This window comes from Pseudoalteromonas sp. THAF3, from assembly GCF_009363775.1.
Classification (GTDB): domain Bacteria; phylum Pseudomonadota; class Gammaproteobacteria; order Enterobacterales; family Alteromonadaceae; genus Pseudoalteromonas; species Pseudoalteromonas ruthenica.
This window is the reverse complement of record NZ_CP045418.1, coordinates 2,371,437-2,389,502: the sequence shown is the minus strand read 5'-3', so window position 1 is coordinate 2,389,502 and position 18,066 is coordinate 2,371,437. Positions and strand designations below refer to the sequence as shown.

General features: G+C 48.3%; 11 protein-coding genes. 4 read left to right on the top strand and 7 right to left on the bottom strand.

Annotated features, from left to right (window positions below):
• The first annotated feature begins 91 nt into the window (after window positions 1-91).
• Together FIU82_RS11120 and FIU82_RS11115 are read left to right on the top strand one after the other, a co-directional pair.
• Window positions 92-727, top strand: a complete 636-nt coding sequence (locus tag FIU82_RS11120) for a transglutaminase-like cysteine peptidase (protein WP_138507746.1) — start codon at window positions 92-94, stop codon at window positions 725-727.
• Window positions 724-2,673 (top strand): LapD/MoxY N-terminal periplasmic domain-containing protein, encoded by a 1,950-nt coding sequence (locus FIU82_RS11115; RefSeq protein ID WP_172972728.1) that lies wholly within the window; start codon window positions 724-726, stop codon window positions 2,671-2,673. The genes FIU82_RS11120 and FIU82_RS11115 overlap by 4 nt, the downstream gene beginning before the upstream one ends.
• On the opposite strand, the gene FIU82_RS11110 is transcribed toward FIU82_RS11115, so the two are convergent.
• Genes FIU82_RS11110 through FIU82_RS11095 form a run of 4 tightly spaced genes read right to left on the bottom strand, consistent with a single transcriptional unit; the run spans window position 2,670 to window position 8,819 of the window.
• A complete protein-coding gene (locus FIU82_RS11110; RefSeq protein ID WP_138507744.1) occupies window positions 2,670-3,266 on the bottom strand; it encodes a response regulator transcription factor in 597 nt (198 codons plus the stop codon). The two genes, FIU82_RS11115 and FIU82_RS11110, sit on opposite strands and share 4 nt — an antisense overlap.
• 2 nt (window positions 3,267-3,268) lie before the next feature.
• Window positions 3,269-4,693 (bottom strand): HlyD family type I secretion periplasmic adaptor subunit, encoded by a 1,425-nt coding sequence (locus tag FIU82_RS11105; RefSeq protein WP_152441081.1) that lies wholly within the window; start codon window positions 4,691-4,693, stop codon window positions 3,269-3,271.
• A complete protein-coding gene (locus FIU82_RS11100; protein WP_152441080.1) occupies window positions 4,690-6,822 on the bottom strand; it encodes a type I secretion system permease/ATPase in 2,133 nt (710 codons plus the stop codon). The genes FIU82_RS11105 and FIU82_RS11100 overlap by 4 nt, the downstream gene beginning before the upstream one ends.
• Before the next feature lie 23 nt (window positions 6,823-6,845).
• Window positions 6,846-8,819, bottom strand: coding sequence for a TolC family outer membrane protein (locus FIU82_RS11095; protein ID WP_138587859.1), 1,974 nt, complete (start codon window positions 8,817-8,819; stop codon window positions 6,846-6,848).
• Window positions 8,820-9,047: 228 nt separating this feature from the next.
• Here FIU82_RS11095 and FIU82_RS11090 point away from each other — a divergent pair, with 228 nt between their 5' ends.
• On the top strand, window positions 9,048-15,362 hold the full coding sequence (locus FIU82_RS11090; protein WP_152441079.1) for a retention module-containing protein: 6,315 nt from the start codon (window positions 9,048-9,050) through the stop codon (window positions 15,360-15,362).
• 57 nt (window positions 15,363-15,419) lie between these two features.
• Here FIU82_RS11090 and flgN read toward each other — a convergent pair whose 3' ends face one another.
• The 3 genes from flgN to flgA all read right to left on the bottom strand — a co-directional run bounded on the left by flgN (window position 15,420) and on the right by flgA (window position 16,956).
• The gene (flgN, locus tag FIU82_RS11085) at window positions 15,420-15,848 is read right to left on the bottom strand and encodes a flagellar export chaperone FlgN (RefSeq protein WP_138507739.1); all 429 of its coding nucleotides are present in this window, start codon (window positions 15,846-15,848) and stop codon (window positions 15,420-15,422) included.
• Window positions 15,841-16,167 carry a flagellar biosynthesis anti-sigma factor FlgM gene (flgM, locus tag FIU82_RS11080; RefSeq protein ID WP_022944062.1) on the bottom strand — a complete coding sequence of 109 codons (327 nt, stop codon included), beginning with the start codon at window positions 16,165-16,167 and terminating at the stop codon, window positions 15,841-15,843. Before flgM ends, flgN begins: the two co-directional genes overlap by 8 nt.
• Window positions 16,168-16,239: 72 nt before the next feature.
• Window positions 16,240-16,956: a flagellar basal body P-ring formation chaperone FlgA gene (gene flgA / locus FIU82_RS11075; RefSeq protein ID WP_171035360.1), complete on the bottom strand. Its 717-nt coding sequence runs from the start codon at window positions 16,954-16,956 to the stop codon at window positions 16,240-16,242.
• Window positions 16,957-17,123: 167 nt separating this feature from the next.
• Here flgA and FIU82_RS11070 point away from each other — a divergent pair, with 167 nt between their 5' ends.
• Window positions 17,124-18,056 (top strand): chemotaxis protein, encoded by a 933-nt coding sequence (locus tag FIU82_RS11070; RefSeq protein ID WP_022944060.1) that lies wholly within the window; start codon window positions 17,124-17,126, stop codon window positions 18,054-18,056.
• Window positions 18,057-18,066: the final 10 nt, after the last annotated feature.

Here is an 18,066-nt window from a genome sequence, read left to right as displayed (position 1 = left end):
GCGCAGAAACTATGTAGGCTTTTAGGACGTAGTGAGCAGTACGAAAATTACAAATAAAATACGGTGGCTGGGGCTAGGTTTAGTGTTAGCCATGCTGTTACTCATGAATGCCATTCACGTTGGCGCAGCTATGGACAGCGGCTTGTTTCAAACACTTATGCGCAATCAATACGGTACTCAACGTTTACTGGTGGCGCAGCGCTGGCAGCAATTACTAGCTAGCTTGAGTGCGCAGCCCGAAACCCGCAAAGTGCAACTGGTCAATCAGTTTTTTGCCACGCAAGTGCGCTACCGCACCGACCAACTTCTCTACAAACAACAAGATTACTGGGCAACGCCATTAGAAACCCTAGGGCAGGGGCTGGGCGATTGTGAAGACTACGCCATAGCGAAATACGCGTCATTGAGAATGCTAGGCATCGCTGATAATAAGCTTCGCCTTATCTATGTTAAAGCGCAAATTGGCGGCCCTCGCAGTCAAAAATTCCAAGCTCATATGGTGTTAGGCTATTACTCGACCCCCAGTAGCCAACCCATCATTCTCGACTCGCTGACGAGTGCTATTTTGCCAGCAGCGAAGCGCACTGATTTATATCCGGTTTTCAGCTTTAACAGTGAAGGTCTGTGGACTGCAACGTCAACCCACAGTGTGGCCGACCCTCGGGCGAGGTTATCTCGCTGGCATTCGGTTTTAAAAAAAATGGAACAGCAAGGAGTTAGGTGGTGATAAAGCAAGCATCTGTGGCGTCCAACGGGGCGCACCGTATATCTTTGGTGGTACAACTGTGGTTGGTTATTGTGGTTATTGCCTTGAGTGGGTTGATCTGCAGCGTACTCATTAGCGGCTATAATGTTAAGAGCAGCTTTTCTGAGCAGCTTTACCTAAAAAATGTGGATAACGCCAATACTTTAGCGCTGTCTTTAACGCAAATGAATAAAGACCCGGTCACTGTTGAGTTGTTCGTATCGGCTGCTTTTGATACTGGTCACTATCAGCAAATCAAATTGCTTGATACGCAAGGCGAAGTCATTGTTGAGCGTTCGTTCGCACAGCCTGAGCATGCTTCTGTACCAAACTGGTTTGCACAGATGTTCGCCTTTGAGGTGGGCGCCGGCGTTGCGCAAGTAAGTAATGGCTGGCAACAGTACGGCACCTTGTATATTCAGAGTCAGCAACGATATGCACTAGAGGCTTTATGGGACAATGTACTTAATTTAGCAAATGGCTTTGCGCTTATTGCTTTATTCAGCTGCATCGCTGCATCAATAATCTTACGCTGGATTTTAAGGCCGTTACAACGAGTTGTTGTCCAGGCCCAAAGCTTCTCTAAAAAGCAGTTTTTGCAGCTGCCGTTACCTAATACAGCTGAGTTAGCTCAAGTCACAGAAGCGATGAATCACTTAGCTGAGCGCTTCGCTGATATCTTACTCGAAGGAAATGAACGTATCGCTCGGGCGCAGTACTTGGCTCAACACGATGAAGTAACTGGTCTTGCCAATGGTAGATATTTTCTTTCGCGCATGGAACAAGAGCTAAGACAAGTTGCCCACCGCCAGCAAGTATTAGTATTAATGAGGTTAACGAACTACGAGCAACTGCGGGGCAGTTTTACCCCTGACCAATTCCATGTACTTGAGAAAGAACTTGCACAGCTATTGATTCGCTATGCAGAAACCCAACAAGATAACCTTCATGATTGGCAGCTAGGGCGTATCAGTCATTGTGACTTTGCTCTTCGACTCAATGAGGTGATGGCTGCAGAGGATAGCTCACGGACGCTGACGCAATACTGTAGTGAATTTAGCGATACCTATAATGGGCTGGTAGAGTTGAGGCACAGTATTACCTATATTGAAGAAAAGCAAAGCGGTGAAGAGGCTTTGCAAGAAGGTCAACGATTGTTGGCTATGGCCACTGCTTCTGGTGTGGATATGTGCGCTGATGCTGTAACAGAGGATGCCCCAGTAGCAGCGGTGACTGGGCAATCTTTAATGCAAGCGCTTGAAAAAGAGCAGTTTGAATTAAAGCTTACAGACGTATTGAACTTCGATAATAGTTGCGTACAAAGTGAAGTCGGTTTATACCTGAAAGTAGGTAACAAGGCTCACTCTAGAAGCTACTATCAACGCCTGCTCAGTGAACAACAACTGGATGCGCAGTCGGACTGGAAAACGGTGAAAAAATTTTTCAATGAGAAGCTATGGCTACACTATTCCCAGCCTTTCGCTATCAGGTTAAGTGAATCAACGTTGGCAGATGAAATTACTTATACCAGTATTCTTGCACTCATATCCAGTGAAGAGCAGCTAGCGCCGCGCTTGACCTTGGAGTTTTCAGAGTTATGTTTAATCAACATGGCTGAGCAAGTAAAAGAGTTCTGCCGAGAGGCAAAGTTAGTGGGTTGCCACTTAGGTTTAACGGATGCAGGTCAAGCATTGAACCAAGTTGATGGCTTAGAACAGTTGGGGTTAGATTTTATAAAGCTTGATAACACTTTGGTGCACAACATCAGTAATGATGAGGCAACCCAACAGTTGGTGCGGCATATTTGTGCACAAGTGCGCCCTTTAGGGGTGATGGTCGTAGTGGAGGAGTTGGCTCAAGACATTGCTGTTGAATTACTCAAAGAGTTGGGAGTCAGTGCCCGTATTCAAGCTCAGCAAGGGCATTAATGCCCTTGCCCAGCGCCATTGACATGCAACGCTAATTGCAGTCGATCTTTAACCTGTAGCTTTGCAAATGTCGAGCTTAAATGCTGTTTAACGGTGCGCTCAGAAATATAGAGTCGTGCCGCGATAGCCTTGTTGGTTTGTCCTTGAGCCACGAGCTTGGCGACCTCACATTCACGCTCGCTCAGTTTGCTTAAATCCGCAGAGGCAGATGAACAGGCCTTATCGGCGATGGAAAGTGCACCAATAAGGTTGCTTAGCAAGCAGCCGGGTAGCCACAAAGCATTGTTTTCAATCGCGTCACGCGCCTGTTTAAGTACAGCCGTAGTGGCGAACAGTTCAACATAGCCGCGCGCGCCTAAGCTAAACCCTTGTTGTAATTCACTGACACAGGGGTTACGGGTCATCAATATAATTGCGATATGACGAGCATGTAATTGGCCAATGATCTGTTGCCAATCGGGCATGCCAGTGAGTACCCAAGCAATACGCGCATCGGGTATTTGCTCGGGCAGTGCATAAAGCACTTCTATTGGCTCACCTAGGCGCTGCCAATGGCTAGATATGAGTCCTTGTTCGGTTATAAACAGATCCATGGCTAACGCTCCGTCATCGCCTGAGAAGTGGCTTTAAGAATAGGCTTTAATAGATAGTCTAAAACCGTTTTTTGCCCGGTGATAATATCCACTTGAGTTGTCATTCCCGGAATAATCGTGAGTTGCTCGCTCAATGAGCCGCGCGATGTTTTTAGTTGCACTAAGTAATAGGTGTTATCGCGCTCATCGGTGACAGTATCGGCACTGATATGAGTGACTTGGGCTTCCAACCCGCCATAAACAGTAAAGTCATAAGCTGTGAGTTTGATCATCGCAGGTTGCCCAGGGCGTAAAAAGGCAATGTCCTGTGGCGCAATTTTGGCCTCCACAAGTAGTTGATCATCAAGTGGGATGATCTCCACCAAGTCACTGCCAGGCTGTAACACCGCACCCACAGTATTGACCAATAGGCGTTGCACAGTGCCGCGAACTGGCGAGCGAATATCTGTTTGTGTAACCTTATCAGCAAGCCCCGTTTGTGTTTCCCGCAAGGCGTCGAGGCGTAGCATCGAGTCGGAAAGTTGGTCGCGCCAGCGGTTCACCATGGTCAGTTCGACTTCATCAATTTTACTTTGCGCTTCTTCAATCGCTGCCTGGGTTCGCTTCAATGCCGCTTGGGCGCGCTTGATCTCACCTTGTAAGTCCACAGCCTGTCGCTCTAAGCGGATTATATCGACTTCAGAGACGGCTCCAGATTGCAGTAATGGTCGGGTTACCCTCAGTTCTCGTTGGCTTAGTGCTAAGCTGGCGCGGTACTGCTCAATGGCTGCCGCTGTTTCATTATAGTCTTGGCGTCGCTGTTCTAATTGCCGTTGGTGAATACGAATTTGCTGGGTCAATTCCTGCTTGTTACTGCGATATTGGGCTTGCTCATACTTAATCGCATTAGGCGCCTGTTGCTTTAATTCATCGCTAAATACCAGTTCAGTATCTGCGGTGAGCGCTTGTAAGCGAGCCACTTCTGCGCTTAGCCCTAAATATTGGGCGCGGCTTTCACGCAGGCTGGAAACAAACCGAGTCGGGTCGACCTTAACGAGGAGGTCTCCTTGTTCAACAATTTGTCCCTCTTTGATGAGAATTTGCTCGACCATGCCTCCGTCATAAGATTGCACAATTTGCAGTTTTTGCGAGGGGATCACCCGCCCTTCGCCGCGTGTCACTTCATCTAGTTGTGCGTAGGCGGCCCACACTAGTAGCAGTATAATCGCCACGGCTATAGCATAAAGAAGACCGCGCGCCGCCAGTGGTTGCTGTTGCATTTGCTGCCAATGCGCATCAGCCACCCAGTCTTGCTGATTGGGAGGCACGAAGAAACCATTAAACAGACGATTGAATAACCCCTTTTTGGCGCTGCGTTGAATGCCTCGGCCTAAGCGCTCAAAACTCGCTTGTTCAATACTGGATGGTGGGTGTTCTTGCTCTTTCATGATGCGTGTTTCACCGATTTTTTCGTCAAGTGAGAGGTGATCGTCGCTTTATCTCCATCGGCGATGATTTGGCCCTTATCCATGACTATAACTCTATCAACAAGCTCCAGCAGGGCTGAACGATGGGTAACAAGCACTAGCGTTTTGCTTGAGCAGTAGTGTTTTAGGGTATGAATTAACCGTTGCTCACTGCTGTGATCTAGGGCGGCACTGGGCTCGTCCAATAGCAACACTGGGGGGTCGTTGATGAGGGCCCGAGCCAGAGCAACGGCTTGGCGTTGTCCGCCAGAGAGTAACTTTCCTTGTTCGCCAACTTGCAAATCAAGGCCGTCAGGATGGGCGTTGATAAGTTCCATCAGACCAGCTTTCTCTGCAGCTGCTATTATTTGTTCATCTTCGGCATGCCACGCACCAAGCGTGATGTTGTCTCTTAACGTACCGTACATTAAGCTCACGTCTTGGGGAACATATCCTATATTGTGGCGTAGCTCAGCCGGGTCGAGTTGGCCGATATCAATGTCATCAACTAATATATGGCCTGCATTAGGGCTATATAACCCCATAAGAAGCTTCTCAATGGTGCTTTTGCCAGAGCCATTTTTACCGACCAGGGCCACATGCTCACCGACATTAATTTGCAGTGACACGTTGCGTATAATAGGCACTGCGTTTTCATCATAACTAAAGTTAACTTGATCTAACTTAAGGTGGCCGTTAATGATTGGGTGAGATACCCAGTGTTTGCCCTCTGGCCGCTCCACTGGTTTGTCCATTATCTCATTAAGCGAATCCATAGCCGTAGCAGCGTGGTGATATTGTGCCATCACAGCGGCTGTTTGCGAGATTGGGGCCATGGCGCGAGAAGACAACAGATACGCGGCAATCAATCCGCCTTGCGTTAATTCGCCGTCAATCACCAAGTACACGCCGACAATGATAAGGCCAATGCCGACCCCTTGTTGCATCCAGGTAGACAGATTAGTAATTGAGGCACTGAGCAAACGGCTTTGGGCATTTATACGCGCTAAATACAGTGTCGCTCGTTCCCACGCTGATTGCACTTTACATTCTCCATGAAAGGCTTTGATATCATCGAGGTTGTTCAAGCTCTCAACCAGCACGGCATTGCGCATGGCACTGACTTTCATGGTGTTGTCACTTAGCTGCTCAAGGCGATTGTGACTAGCAAGGGCGTACAGCAAAATGACTATAGCGCCAATGATCAGCGGCACAATTAGCTCTAAGCCAATCAGTGCGATAATTAATACGTAAATTAATACAAAGGGTAAATCGACTAACGCCACTAAGGTCATAGAGCTAAAGAACCCACGGATAGACTCAAAAGCGTGAAGGTTTGCGGCAAATGAACCTGAAGATTGGGGTTTATTCTTCAGTTGCATGCCGAGTACACGCTCCATAATGGTGGCTGAGACTTTCACATCGATACGGCTCGCGGCTAATTCAAGAAAGTAACTGCGCATCAAACGCAACACCAAGTCGGCGCTGAGCGCCAACATAGCGCCAATACCTAAAACCCATAAGGTATGTACGGCTTGGTTTGGGACAACGCGGTCGTATACGTTCATCACAAACAGCGGCATAGTCACTGAAAACAAGCCTATGAATAGTGCGGCAATAATCACATCGCGATACAGCGAGCGACATTCTTTGATGATCGGCCAAAACCACCCGGCGCGGCTATTTTTATTAGTCAGAGGCGCGCGGGCATCGTAGGCAAATTCAGGCTGAAGGTAGATAACCGCGCCGCTATAGGCTTTTTCAAACTCCCCAGTACTTTGTTGTACTGGCGTATCTGCAAGTTCAGGGTAAATCACAGATACTTGCTCGTTATGCTTATCGAAGCTTAGCAGCACACAGGCTTGATTGTTTGCCAATAATACAATGGCGGGCAGTAAAGCAGTATTAACCGCATCAAGGTCTCGATGTACGAGCTTCGACTTAAAGCCAGCACGTTTGGCGGCGCGTGACAGCACAGAAGGAGTGAGCTTATCGTCAACAAGAGGAAGGCCAGCGATAAGCGCCTCGCCGGAAAAGGGGCGATTATGATAATTGCATATTATCGCTAAACAATCCGCTAAGGCACCACCGTGAGCATGATCCATATTCATAAAACGCCATTTCCAGTAGGTGATTAGCTGTTGATTTTGGCCTCAATTCGCCTATTGAGCGCGTTGGCGCGCACCGAAATTTCTTTCTGGATAGGCTGTTCAATACCAAAGCCCATGGCAGTGACCCGCTGCGCAGAAATACCGAAGTTATTGATAAGAATCTCGGTAACAGCAAAAGCGCGGCGCTCTGATAGACGCTTATTATACTGTGGCTCGCCATCGAGTGACGCGTGGCCGTGGATTTCAACGGTTTTATCAGGGTGCTGTTTTAAGAACGTCGCGAGGCGTTCAATTTCAGCGTAGTATTGCGGCATCACCACGTCAGAGTCGAAGGCAAAGGGAATTCCTATTTCCACCGAGCGCGTGTCCGCTGTATATTTAGTGCAGCCTTGGGCGTCGACCTCGGTTGCAAATGGTGTGGCCGGACACTGGTCTTTATCATTGGCAATGCCATCACTATCGTCATCAGCACCCATAATAGCGGCGTTACTGCTTAGACCCGCTGCAGGTAAAGAGGTATCTATTTTTATGCTTTTATAGGCGTTGTCGCGTTTTTTTTTCTCTGTAAGAAAAGATTTGCGAGACATTTGGCTGGCAACATCCACTTTGGGGCAAAGGTGCTCGCTATCTGCTGTAAGCGGTGACTCAGTTAACTCACTTAAAGTCGGGTAATCCTCGTTGGTAATACTCAAAGCTTCGAGTAACCCGCCCATCTCTGCTAGCATCGCCAATACATTGTTCATTCGCTCATACTCGGCATTTATATAGGCTCGGCTGGATTGAAACGCCTCATTCTCAGCATCAAGCACGTCCAGCAATGTCCGCTCACCGATATCAAACTGGTCCTTGTAAGCCAGCTTGACCTTTTCAGAGGCGGCCTGGTGCTGCGCTAAGGCCGGTAGCTTACGCTCCAAAATGCGTACATTATTGTAGGCGATCTGCACGCCTTGGCGTATCTCTAAACAGGCTAAGTCGCGCTGTTGCTTAGCAACATTAACTTGTTCGTATGCTTGCTCGAGATTGGCACTATCAAGCCCACCATTGAACAGGTTGTAGCTTACATCGATGCCAATTCGGCCTTCAGAGCGAGTTGTGTTAAAACCAAGCTCATCCCTGTCTTGCATGCCATAACGAGCGGATAAGTTCACATTGGGGTGAAATCCGGACTTTTGGCTTTGTGCAAAGGCTTGCTCTGCGCTGATACCATAAAGCGTGGCATAAAAGCGCGGAGAGTTTTCATATGCCAGAGCTAAAGCTTTATTAATAGAAAATGGAATTTGTTCGTCATCGACCCCCGCCTCGTCGAGGTTGCTAGGGGGCAGTTCGCCGACAATCCGTAGATAGCGAGCATTGACATCGTGCAGGTTAGCAAGCTCAGTCATAACGTTAGACTCGGCCAGAGACAAGCGTCCGGTGATTTGCTCTAGATCGGCTGCTCTGGCTACCCCTGCACCGACGCTTTGCTCAATCTGTTGAAACACTATTTGGTGTTGTTCAAGATTTTGCTCTGCTAACTCCACCAGCTTGTTGTAGCGAATAACATCAAGGTAGGCGGTAGCGGCCTCTAAACTGGTTTGTTGTGCTTGGGCTAGTAGCTCAAAGTAACGGGTTAGCTGGATTTGCTCAAACCGCTCAACTTCGTTGCTAGTGCGAAAGCCGTCATAGAGCATTTGGGTTACGCTCAACTCGGCGGTATTGCGCGCGTAGTCATCATCAATGCCGTAATTGCGAGTCTCGTAACCGGTACTTGCATTCACGTCGACCTTGGGCAAATAGCCAGAGAATGCAGCATCGACTCCATGCATTGACGCTTTAAATTCATGCCAGCGTTGCTTGACTTGTGGGTTCGCTTCAAGTGCTTGCTTGGCGGCGTAAGAAAGTGGCTCAGTGGAGCGTGCGTGTGATAACGAGCTTGCGAACATCGTAGCCAGTGCAATGACGGTTAGTAGTCGTGGCTTAAGACCTATGAACTCCTTGTTAATTTGTTCATGATCCATGCTAACCTCCCAGTTTTGTTAAAGAAACCCAGTACTGCCATGTGTACAATATGATTTAGTCGAGAATCGTAAGATGTGCAATAAAATTACTCTTTGTACCTCTTTTACTTTTTAGGCTTAGTACAAAAGTATTGCTTTTTCCCATTAAAATTGGACCTCTGTCCAATAACACTCAGCTAACTACCTTCTACACTTTATTTGTCGGCCAAATTCAGTGAGGACACCGTCATGGAGCAATTAATTGTAAAAGAGGTAGTTGGGGAAGTATTTGTACGTTTGCCTAGTGGGGAGGTGAAGCTTGTTAGTGTTGGCGATATTATTGCCCAGGATTCGCAGATAATGACCCAAGCGCAAAGTTCGATAATACTTTCAAGCACTCGCGGCGAGTTTGAAATCCCAGCTAATCAACACCTAACCATAGGAGCGGATACCTTAGCTGAACTTGGCGTGAACATGGATGAACATCAAGTTGCACAGCAAAGTGTCGTTGAAGCTCTCAAAGAGCTTGAAGCACAGCAGCCCTCTTCTTTTGCCACTAACGAAGATCCCAGTATTTCCTCTTTTTTGGATGCACTACAAGGTGACGGTGACATTCTCGATGCATTAGAAGCAACCGCTGCTGGTGCGGGTGGAGGCGCCGCTGGTGGAGGAGGTACCTCTTTTGTACAGCTCACACGTATCAGCGAAACGCTATCAGGTCAGCAATTGACCTTAAATGACGATTTTAGTGCTCAGAATCAAGGTGCGATAACGGTTGAGAACACCGGCGATGGGGTGCTGCCAGAAACACAGAATGGTGAAAATGGTGAGAATAGTGAGAGTGGTGTTATTACGGTGGCACCTATTGGTTTGACTAATAACCCAGACATTCAAGTCAGTGGCTCCAGTACAAATATGGTAGGGCAAACTGCGACTGTGACATTGACTACAGCTGATGGTGTTTCGGTTGAGCAGATAGTGGTTATTGATGATGACGGTCAATGGCAGGTGGTGTTCTCTGATGAGGTAGCAGACGGTACGTTCGAAGTGACGGTTACGGCCACCGATCCTCAGGGAAACACTGTGGTGGGAACAACATCAGGGGAGCTGGACACCACAGCCCCCGTTATTGTTATCGCTACACCTATAGATGAAGATGACCCGACGCCAGCTATTTCGGGGAGCAGCGATTTAGAGGCTGGAGCAGCAGTGAATGTGCTCATTACAGATGCAGCAGGCGCTACCCAAACACTGGTCGCTACTGTGGGGGAGGACGGCACTTGGCAAGTGCAAGTCACACAACCATTGGTGCAAGGGGAGTTCAGTGTTGTTGCTAGCAGCACTGATGAAGCAGGGAATATTGGCCAAGCGCAGGCACTGGGCAGCTTTAATGGTGACACTGACCTAGAGAGTTTAACTATTGATATCGCTGCGATTGGCACCACAAACGACAGTACGCCGAGTCTAGCGGGCAGCACGGATGCCCCTGATGGCAGTGTGATCACTATCACTGTCGTTGACGCTTTGGGAAATGAGCAGAGTATAACCACGACAGCTGTTGCCGGTCAGTGGCAAATTGATGTGGCTCAGCCATTGGCCGAAGGCGAATTCTCAGTGACCGCATCTGTAGCGGCGGGTGGCTTAGAAGCCAGTGACTCAGAGTCTGGTTTATTGGACAGCCAAGCACCCAGTATAGTCATTGACTCTTTAGCAACTATAAGTGATAGCACCCCAATAATCAGTGGTAGCAGTGATGAAATTGGCGCAACCGTCAATATATTGGTGACAGATGCGGCGGGAGTAGCACAAAGCTTAACGGCTGTCGTCCAGGCAGATGGTAGCTGGCAGGTGGAGGTGCCACAAGCGCTGACCGAGGGAGAGTTTGAGGTACAGGCAAGTGTCACTGATGCAGCAGGTAATAGCGCCAGCGATACCGAGCAAGGCAATATAGATACCACTGCTCCAAGTTTAGATATTGAACCATTGATCTCAACTGGTGACAGTACACCGTTAATTTCAGGTAGTAGTGATGAAATCGGCGCTACCGTCAATATATTGGTTACAGATGCGGTGGGAGTTGCGCAAAGTTTAACGGCTGTCGTCCAGGCAGATGGTAGCTGGCAGGTGGAGGTGTCACAGGCACTGGCTGAGGGAGGATTTGAGGTACAGGCTAGTGTCACTGATGCGGCAGGTAATAGCGCCAGCGATACCGAGCAAGGAGTTATAGATGCCAGTGCGCCGGAGTTAACGATCGATTCTCCTGCGATTACCAATGACACAACCCCCGTTATTACTGGCACCAGTAGTGAAGTCGGGGGCACCGTTATTGTGATTGTCTCTGATGCTGAGGGTAATCGACAAACATTAGAAGCGACAGTTCAGCAAGATGGTAGCTGGCAGGTGCAAACTCAACAACCGCTAGGTGAGGGTGTTTACCAAGTGCAGGCGAGTGTGGTTGATGCATCCGGCAACAGTACCAATGATACTGCTCAAGGTGAGGTGGATACTACAGCGCCGAGCCTAACCTTGACTCCTTTGGGAGTCACGAACGATCCCACCCCAGTGATTTCCGGAACAAGTGATGAAATAGGAGCAACGATAGCGGTCGAAGTGGTTGATGCGAATGGCACAACTCAGTCATTCACTGCTGTGGTGCAAAGCGACGGAAGTTGGCAAGTAGAGGTGCCGACAGAGCTTGCTGAAGGGGGATACCAAGTTGAGGCCAGTGTGAGCGATGAAGCTGGAAACAGCACATCAGCAACGGCAAGTGGAACAATTGATACCAATGCTCCCGATTTGAGCATCGACCCGCTATCACCTACCAATGATGTAACACCAACGATTTCAGGTTCTAGCAGTGAAATAGGTGCCGCAGTAAATTTGATTCTCACAGATGCAAATGGGCAGATACAAACCGTAACAGCGGTGGTGGCGGCAGATGGTGGTTGGCAAGTGTCTGTCCCGCAGGCGCTTGCTGAGGGGGGGTTTACCGTTTCAGCGAGTGTTACTGATGCCCAAGGAAATGAAGCGCAGGCAAATGCCCAAGGGCAAATAGATGTTACGGCTCCGACGCTCAGTATTGATCCGCTTGGAGCGCAAAGTGATACCACGCCTATTATTTCTGGTGTTAGTTCGCAAGTGGGCGCAAGCGTGGGTATCGAGGTCACCGATAGCGATGGTACGACGCAAACGTTAACAGCAGTGGTGCAAAGCGATGGCCGCTGGCAGGTAGAAGCCTCCCAGCCGTTAGCTGAAGGGGATTATACTGTACTTGCATCAGTGACTGATGAAGCAGGGAATAACACCCAAGCGTCAGCGCAGGGCAGTATTGATGCCAGCGCACCGGATTTGACCATCGACAACCCGGGTATAGGCAATGACACGACTCCAATCATTACTGGCAGTAGTTCTGAGGTTGGAGCAACGGTGGCTATCACCGTGGTCGATGCCAGTGGTAATACCCAGACGATTCAGGCGACGGTGCAAGATGATGGCACTTGGAGTGCGTCGCTCGCCACGCCTTTAGCGGAAGGGCAATACACTATCACCGCCGAAGTCAGTGACAATGCCGGTAACCAGGCTAATGATCAAGTCCAAGGCGAAGTGGATATTACAGCCCCCACAGTGACCATTTCGCCCATTGGCAGCGTGAATGATGAAACCCCTGTTATTAGCGGCAGTGCTGAAGGCAATGAGGGAGATGTTGTATCAATCACCGTAGTCGATGCCAGCGGAGATAGTCAGAGTTTTACGGCACTGTTAGCCGGTGATGGCAGTTGGACAGCTGAGGTGCCTACTGCACTTGCTGAGGGGGATTTTGATATTACCGCCAGCATTACTGATGCCGCAGGAAACGAGGGCACCGATAGTGAATCCGGTACAGTTGATACTGCCGGTCCAGGGATTACGATTGATCCCGTAGGAGTGATAAGCGATGCCACCCCCGTTATTTCTGGTATCTCAGCGGGCGCTGCGCTTGGGGCTGTGGTGTCAATAGTTGTAGTTGATGCTCTTGGTAATGTTCAGAACTTGAGCGCCGCAGTCGGTGCAGATGGTACATGGAGCGCAAACATTGGTGCAGCGCTGGCAGAAGGTGAGTTTACTATCACAGCCAGCGTTGATGATGGTGCTGGCAATACTTCAACGGATTCTGAAACGGGTGTTATCGATACTATTGCTCCCACTGTTAATATTGACCCACTTGAGCTCACTAACGACAATACTCCCCTTGTTTCTGGAGGCTCAAGCGAAGCGAACAGCCAATTAACACTTACTTTTACTGACTCTCAGGGGAACAGTCAAAGCGTCATTACTACTACTGATGTCAATGGTGATTGGCAGGTATCCGCTCCTTCAGCGTTAGCCGATGGTACTTATACTGTGGCCGTGACTATTGTTGATGATGCAGGCAATACGGGTACTGATTCACAAAGTGCTGTCATTGATACTATAGGTCCTGAATTAACCATAGTGCCTTCCTTTTTGTTAGGGAATCTAGTTTCTTTATCTGGTACATCAGACTTGCCCGCAGGCAGTGAAATCACTATCACTGAGCACCTCGTCGGAGGAGCAATTGGCTTAACATACACAGCGATCACCGATGCTGATGGCAATTGGACTTTAGTTAATTTAACAGTGCCGCTTCTGACATTAGCCTATGTGACTGCGTCAGCCTCTGATGCCGCTGGCAACACGACCACCATCAGTACACTCGATTTTGATAATGAACCACCTGTTCTTAGCATTGATACCCTTGGCTTAACTAATGACAGCACGCCAGTTATCAGTGGTACAACAGATGTGGCTGATGGCACTGTAGTAGAGGTGATAGTGACCGATGCGCTCGGTGACCAGCAAACCTTGCAAGCGTCAACCTCAAATGGTAACTGGTCTGTGGCTGTGTCTGCGGCGCTGGCTGAGGGAGGCTTTACTGTAGAGGCGGCAGTACGTGATGACGTTGGCAACCTAACCGAAGTGAGCGCAACCGGTGAGGTGGATACCACCGCCCCTAGCCTGAGCGTGAACGTGCCTGCAAACGGCAATGACAATACCCCGCTTATCTCAGGGACATGTGATGAAATAGGAGCCACTGTTTCTATCACGGTCATTGATGGCAATGGTGATAGCCAAAATATTTCAACTGTTGTAGCAGTAGATGGCACTTGGGCTGTCACGCCCTCTGCGTTATCTGAAGGCACTTTTACCGTAAGTGCAACGATAGTGGATGACGCGGGCAATACCACCACAGTTTCTAACACTGGGAATATTGATACTCAAGGCGTAAGCGTGACCCTTGACCCATTAGGGTTGGGGAACGATGCCACGCCTCTGCTAAGCGGTACATGCAGTGAAATTGGCGGGGCGGTGAGTATTAGTGTGCTTGATAGTAATGGTGATACATACACACTCAGTGCGACGGTAGATGGCGGTGGCAACTGGTCGGTGTCTGCCCCCAGCCTTGCTGAAGGGGGTTACACCGTAACCGTCAGTGCTTCTGATAGTGCTGGCAATAGCAGCAGTGTTAGTGGCACAGGTACCATAGACACCATTGCACCGACAGTAAGCATTGATGCGGGCAGTATAGCTCTCACAAATGACAGCACACCGCAGGTAAGTGGCTCCTCTAATGAGTCGAATGCTCAAGTAAGCGTACAATTTGTTGATGGAGCGGGTACTGCTCATACGGTGAGCACTACCACAGATAGTAATGGTGACTGGTCTATTAGCGCGAGCTTAGTATTGGTCGATGGACCATGTACTGTGACCGCGAGCGTCACCGACCAAGCAGGGAATACCAGCAGCGTCGTAAGTACTGGTACTATAGACACAACCCCAATTAGCTTTGAAGTCACTGATTTTGATCCCGGGATTTTGGGCTTAGTGTTACCATCAGCAGAGGGAACGGCGCCTGCGGGTACAGAGATCTACATTCTTGGTTCCAGCTTAATTGGTGTTGGCCTATTGGGCATTGACTTGGCTGTTCTGAGCACGTATCCGAGCACGACCACGGATGCGAATGGTGATTGGGGATATACGCTCTCTTTGCTAGATTTAGATATATTCAGTGGGGAGGATTTTTATTTCGTGACCATAGACGCTGCAGGCAACTACTTAGTCAAAGATACCAATAATCAGGTATTTGATAGTGGCTCTATTTATGAAAACTCGTCAGCAGAGCAACCTCTAGAGGTCAGCGCTTTCGCTCAAGAGGTGGTGGTTGAAGAAACTGATAGTCAAAGCCATTATGCCAGTGTTGAGACTCTGGATTATGAAGCTGTAAGCTTGAGCTTAAATGGTGAGCAGTTTACCGAGTTTAACCAAGTAAAAGAAATCACAGTCAATGCCGAGCAAGCTATCAGTGAATCGGGTTTGTTAGGCGCTGAGGCTATTTTGGATAATCCTGATGAGGCAGAAGAGGTATTAGCTCAATTTGATGATTTAGCCTCAGAGCAAACCATAACGAGCGAGGAGCATGGCTTTGGAGGAGCCTCACATTACGCCACTGTTGGCGATGATGAAGTGATCAAAGCGATGCTGGATAGCTCAGGCAAAGGCGAGCTGTAAGAGGTAAAAAAGGGAGCTTAGGCTCCCTTTTTCAAATCAATATTTAGCTTAGTAGGTTCAGGCTTTTAAGTTCTTTACGATTTTATTTTCGCTGCGGTCAATCCCGCCGTCGGCAGCATAGGTTAATGAACTTGGTGCGCCGATAAGAATATCTTTGAGCTGTTTGACGGTGAGCTGAGCATTGTGAGCAGCCTGAGCATTCACTTGATTTTGCTGTTTGCACTTTAGCAATAAAGTCTGTGCATGCTCTATCATCTCTTGGTGCGGCGCTAATATCTCTTGCTCTTGCGCTTTTAATAGCTGAGCAATATGCTGGTCTTGTTGCTTAATTTGAACAAGCGCCCGCTCTTTTCTAGGCGTTAATTCCTTCAGTTCATCACCACTGCGCCCGGCAATAGCGCTCAGCTCATCTTCAAGTAGTTGTAGCAAGTCTTGTAAACTTGAGAGCTGTTGACCGAGAGCCACACTAAGTGCCGAATCAGCCATACAAATCGAACTCAAACGCAGCGATGTTTTTAGCAAGCTTTTCACTATCTACTTGATATTTGCCTTCACTGATAGCTTGCTTTAATTCGTCAACCTTTTGTTGGTCGAACCCTGATGAGCGCTCAGCCTTCTCTTGCAAAGACTTCATTTGCTTTGCTTGTGGGGTAAGGCTTACTGAGTCCGCTGCAGCCTTCGTACTGGCCTTTGCGTTTGCCTCATTACCTTGTGTTTGCGTTTGGTTGAGCTTTTGTTGCTCCACTTTATTTTGTGGTGTGTTGTACACCGAGCCTTGCTGGCCTTTGTTGACTTGATTCACCATCACTAATTACCTAAGCTATATTGACCTTTGCACTGTTTATCGGCCATTCTAGCCAATACTTTAGCATAAAATTTAAATATTAACCGCCACGGTTTCCACTGCTGTTACTTTGGCATTGATCAGCCGGCCAGACTTTACATTACGCACGCGAATATTATCACCGACACCGCCATCTTCTAGCGCTTCTCCAGATGTTTTTATAGTGAGTCCGTTAAAGCGGGCAATTATGCTCACATTATCGCCCTTACACACCATACACAACTGATTCATACTAATTGGCAATCCTCTGCGAATACTGCGTTTACTGCGGCTGCCGACAATAACTTCTGGCTGCTCTATGTAGCGAGCGCGAACAAAATGTTGCGGACGCTGCTCAGTAGTTAAATCATCAGCACTAATAATTTGCCCACGGGCAATGTGATCATTGGCGACCACGATAGTAGAGAGCTTACTGATGCGTACATGGACATACTGACTCCAAAGAGCAGGACTTGAACACTTAAGTTTTACTGTTACCTGCCGATTAAATGGCGGAGCGCTAGCCGTAGAGGCTTGCGGTGTTACTGCACACTCTCTGGGACCTATGCGCGCATCTAAGTCCATCGCTTGCACTTGTAGCTCTTGATCGGGCTGAATGTGCGCTTGATCTGTGATGTATTGCTCAGCAAGCGTTTGCAAAGCGTGGCGATCATAGCGCTGTTGTTGGCCGTTGTTTGCCTCAGCCGTTGAGCTTATTAATACACCGGCTATTAACCATAAGCTTTGGAAAAGTTGAATTTTTTTGAACATACTCACCATGTTTCGACTATGCTTATTGGGTAAAACAGGGTATAACTACGAAGCGTCAAAAACTGGGCGTTCTAGCGTAGTTATACTAACGTATGAAGCTAAGAAGCAAAATGCGTTCCTATTTGGCGCGAGTGTGCGAAGTTGTAAATTAATGCTAGGAGAATCCGATGGCTGGCATTTTAGATTCTGTCAATCAACGAACCCAACTTGTGGGTCAAAACCGCCTTGAATTATTGCTGTTTAAACTAAAAGGACGCCAGCGGTTCGGGATCAACGTTTTTAAAGTTAGAGAAGTCCTTCAGTGTCCACCACTAACAAATATGCCGAAGACGAATTCTTACATTCGTGGGGTTGCGCATATTCGTGGACAAACCATTTCTATCATCGATTTGTCTATGGCTGTAGGCGGTCCGGCCATCACTGATATTGAAAATTGCTTTATTATTATCGCCGAATATAACCGCTCTGTGCAGGGGTTTTTGGTGGGTGGCGTTGAGCGTATCGTCAATATGAATTGGGAAAAGATTATGCCACCGCCGTCAGGTGCGGGGCGCTATTCTTACCTTACCGCAGTGACTGAGATTGATGACGAGCTCGTAGAAATTTTGGATGTCGAAAAAATTCTTGCAGAGATCAGCCCAGTTAATACCGAGGTCAGTGAGGGCATTGCCTCAGATGGCGAGATGCAGAAAGATCTCGGTGAGCGTATTGTGTTTATTGCCGATGACTCTGCCGTGGCGCGTAATCAAGTAAAACGGGCGCTGGAGCCTCTCGGGGTGCAAACTGAGCTGGCGAAAAACGGTAAAGAGGCCCTGTTGCGATTAAAAGAAATAGCGAAACTCGACTGCAAAGATGATATCACTGAGCGAGTGGCGTTACTGATATCGGATGTGGAAATGCCAGAGATGGACGGCTATACCTTAACAGCAGAGGTCAAAGCGGATCCGAAGCTGGCACCATTGCATGTGATACTGCACACCTCTTTAAGTGGCGTATTTAACCATGCGATGATAGAAAAAGTTGGGGCGGATGATTTTATTGCCAAATTTAACCCCGACGAACTGGCTACAGCAGTTAAAAAGTGGGTGCATTGTGATTAATGCCGCCTTG

Excerpts from the sequence above, each read along its gene's own strand:
- flgN (WP_138507739.1), bottom strand. The coding sequence starts at position 15,848 with ATGGCTGATTCGGCACTTAGTGTGGCTCTCGGTCAACAGCTCTCAAGT.
- FIU82_RS11100 (WP_152441080.1), bottom strand. The coding sequence starts at position 6,822 with ATGAATATGGATCATGCTCACGGTGGTGCCTTAGCGGATTGTTTAGCG.
- FIU82_RS11120 (WP_138507746.1), top strand. The coding sequence starts at position 92 with ATGCTGTTACTCATGAATGCCATTCACGTTGGCGCAGCTATGGACAGC.
- flgA (WP_171035360.1), bottom strand. The coding sequence starts at position 16,956 with ATGTTCAAAAAAATTCAACTTTTCCAAAGCTTATGGTTAATAGCCGGT.
- FIU82_RS11110 (WP_138507744.1), bottom strand. The coding sequence starts at position 3,266 with ATGGATCTGTTTATAACCGAACAAGGACTCATATCTAGCCATTGGCAG.
- FIU82_RS11095 (WP_138587859.1), bottom strand. The coding sequence starts at position 8,819 with ATGGATCATGAACAAATTAACAAGGAGTTCATAGGTCTTAAGCCACGA.
- flgM (WP_022944062.1), bottom strand. The coding sequence starts at position 16,167 with ATGGTGAATCAAGTCAACAAAGGCCAGCAAGGCTCGGTGTACAACACA.
- FIU82_RS11090 (WP_152441079.1), top strand. The coding sequence starts at position 9,048 with ATGGAGCAATTAATTGTAAAAGAGGTAGTTGGGGAAGTATTTGTACGT.
- FIU82_RS11105 (WP_152441081.1), bottom strand. The coding sequence starts at position 4,693 with ATGAAAGAGCAAGAACACCCACCATCCAGTATTGAACAAGCGAGTTTT.
- FIU82_RS11070 (WP_022944060.1), top strand. The coding sequence starts at position 17,124 with ATGGCTGGCATTTTAGATTCTGTCAATCAACGAACCCAACTTGTGGGT.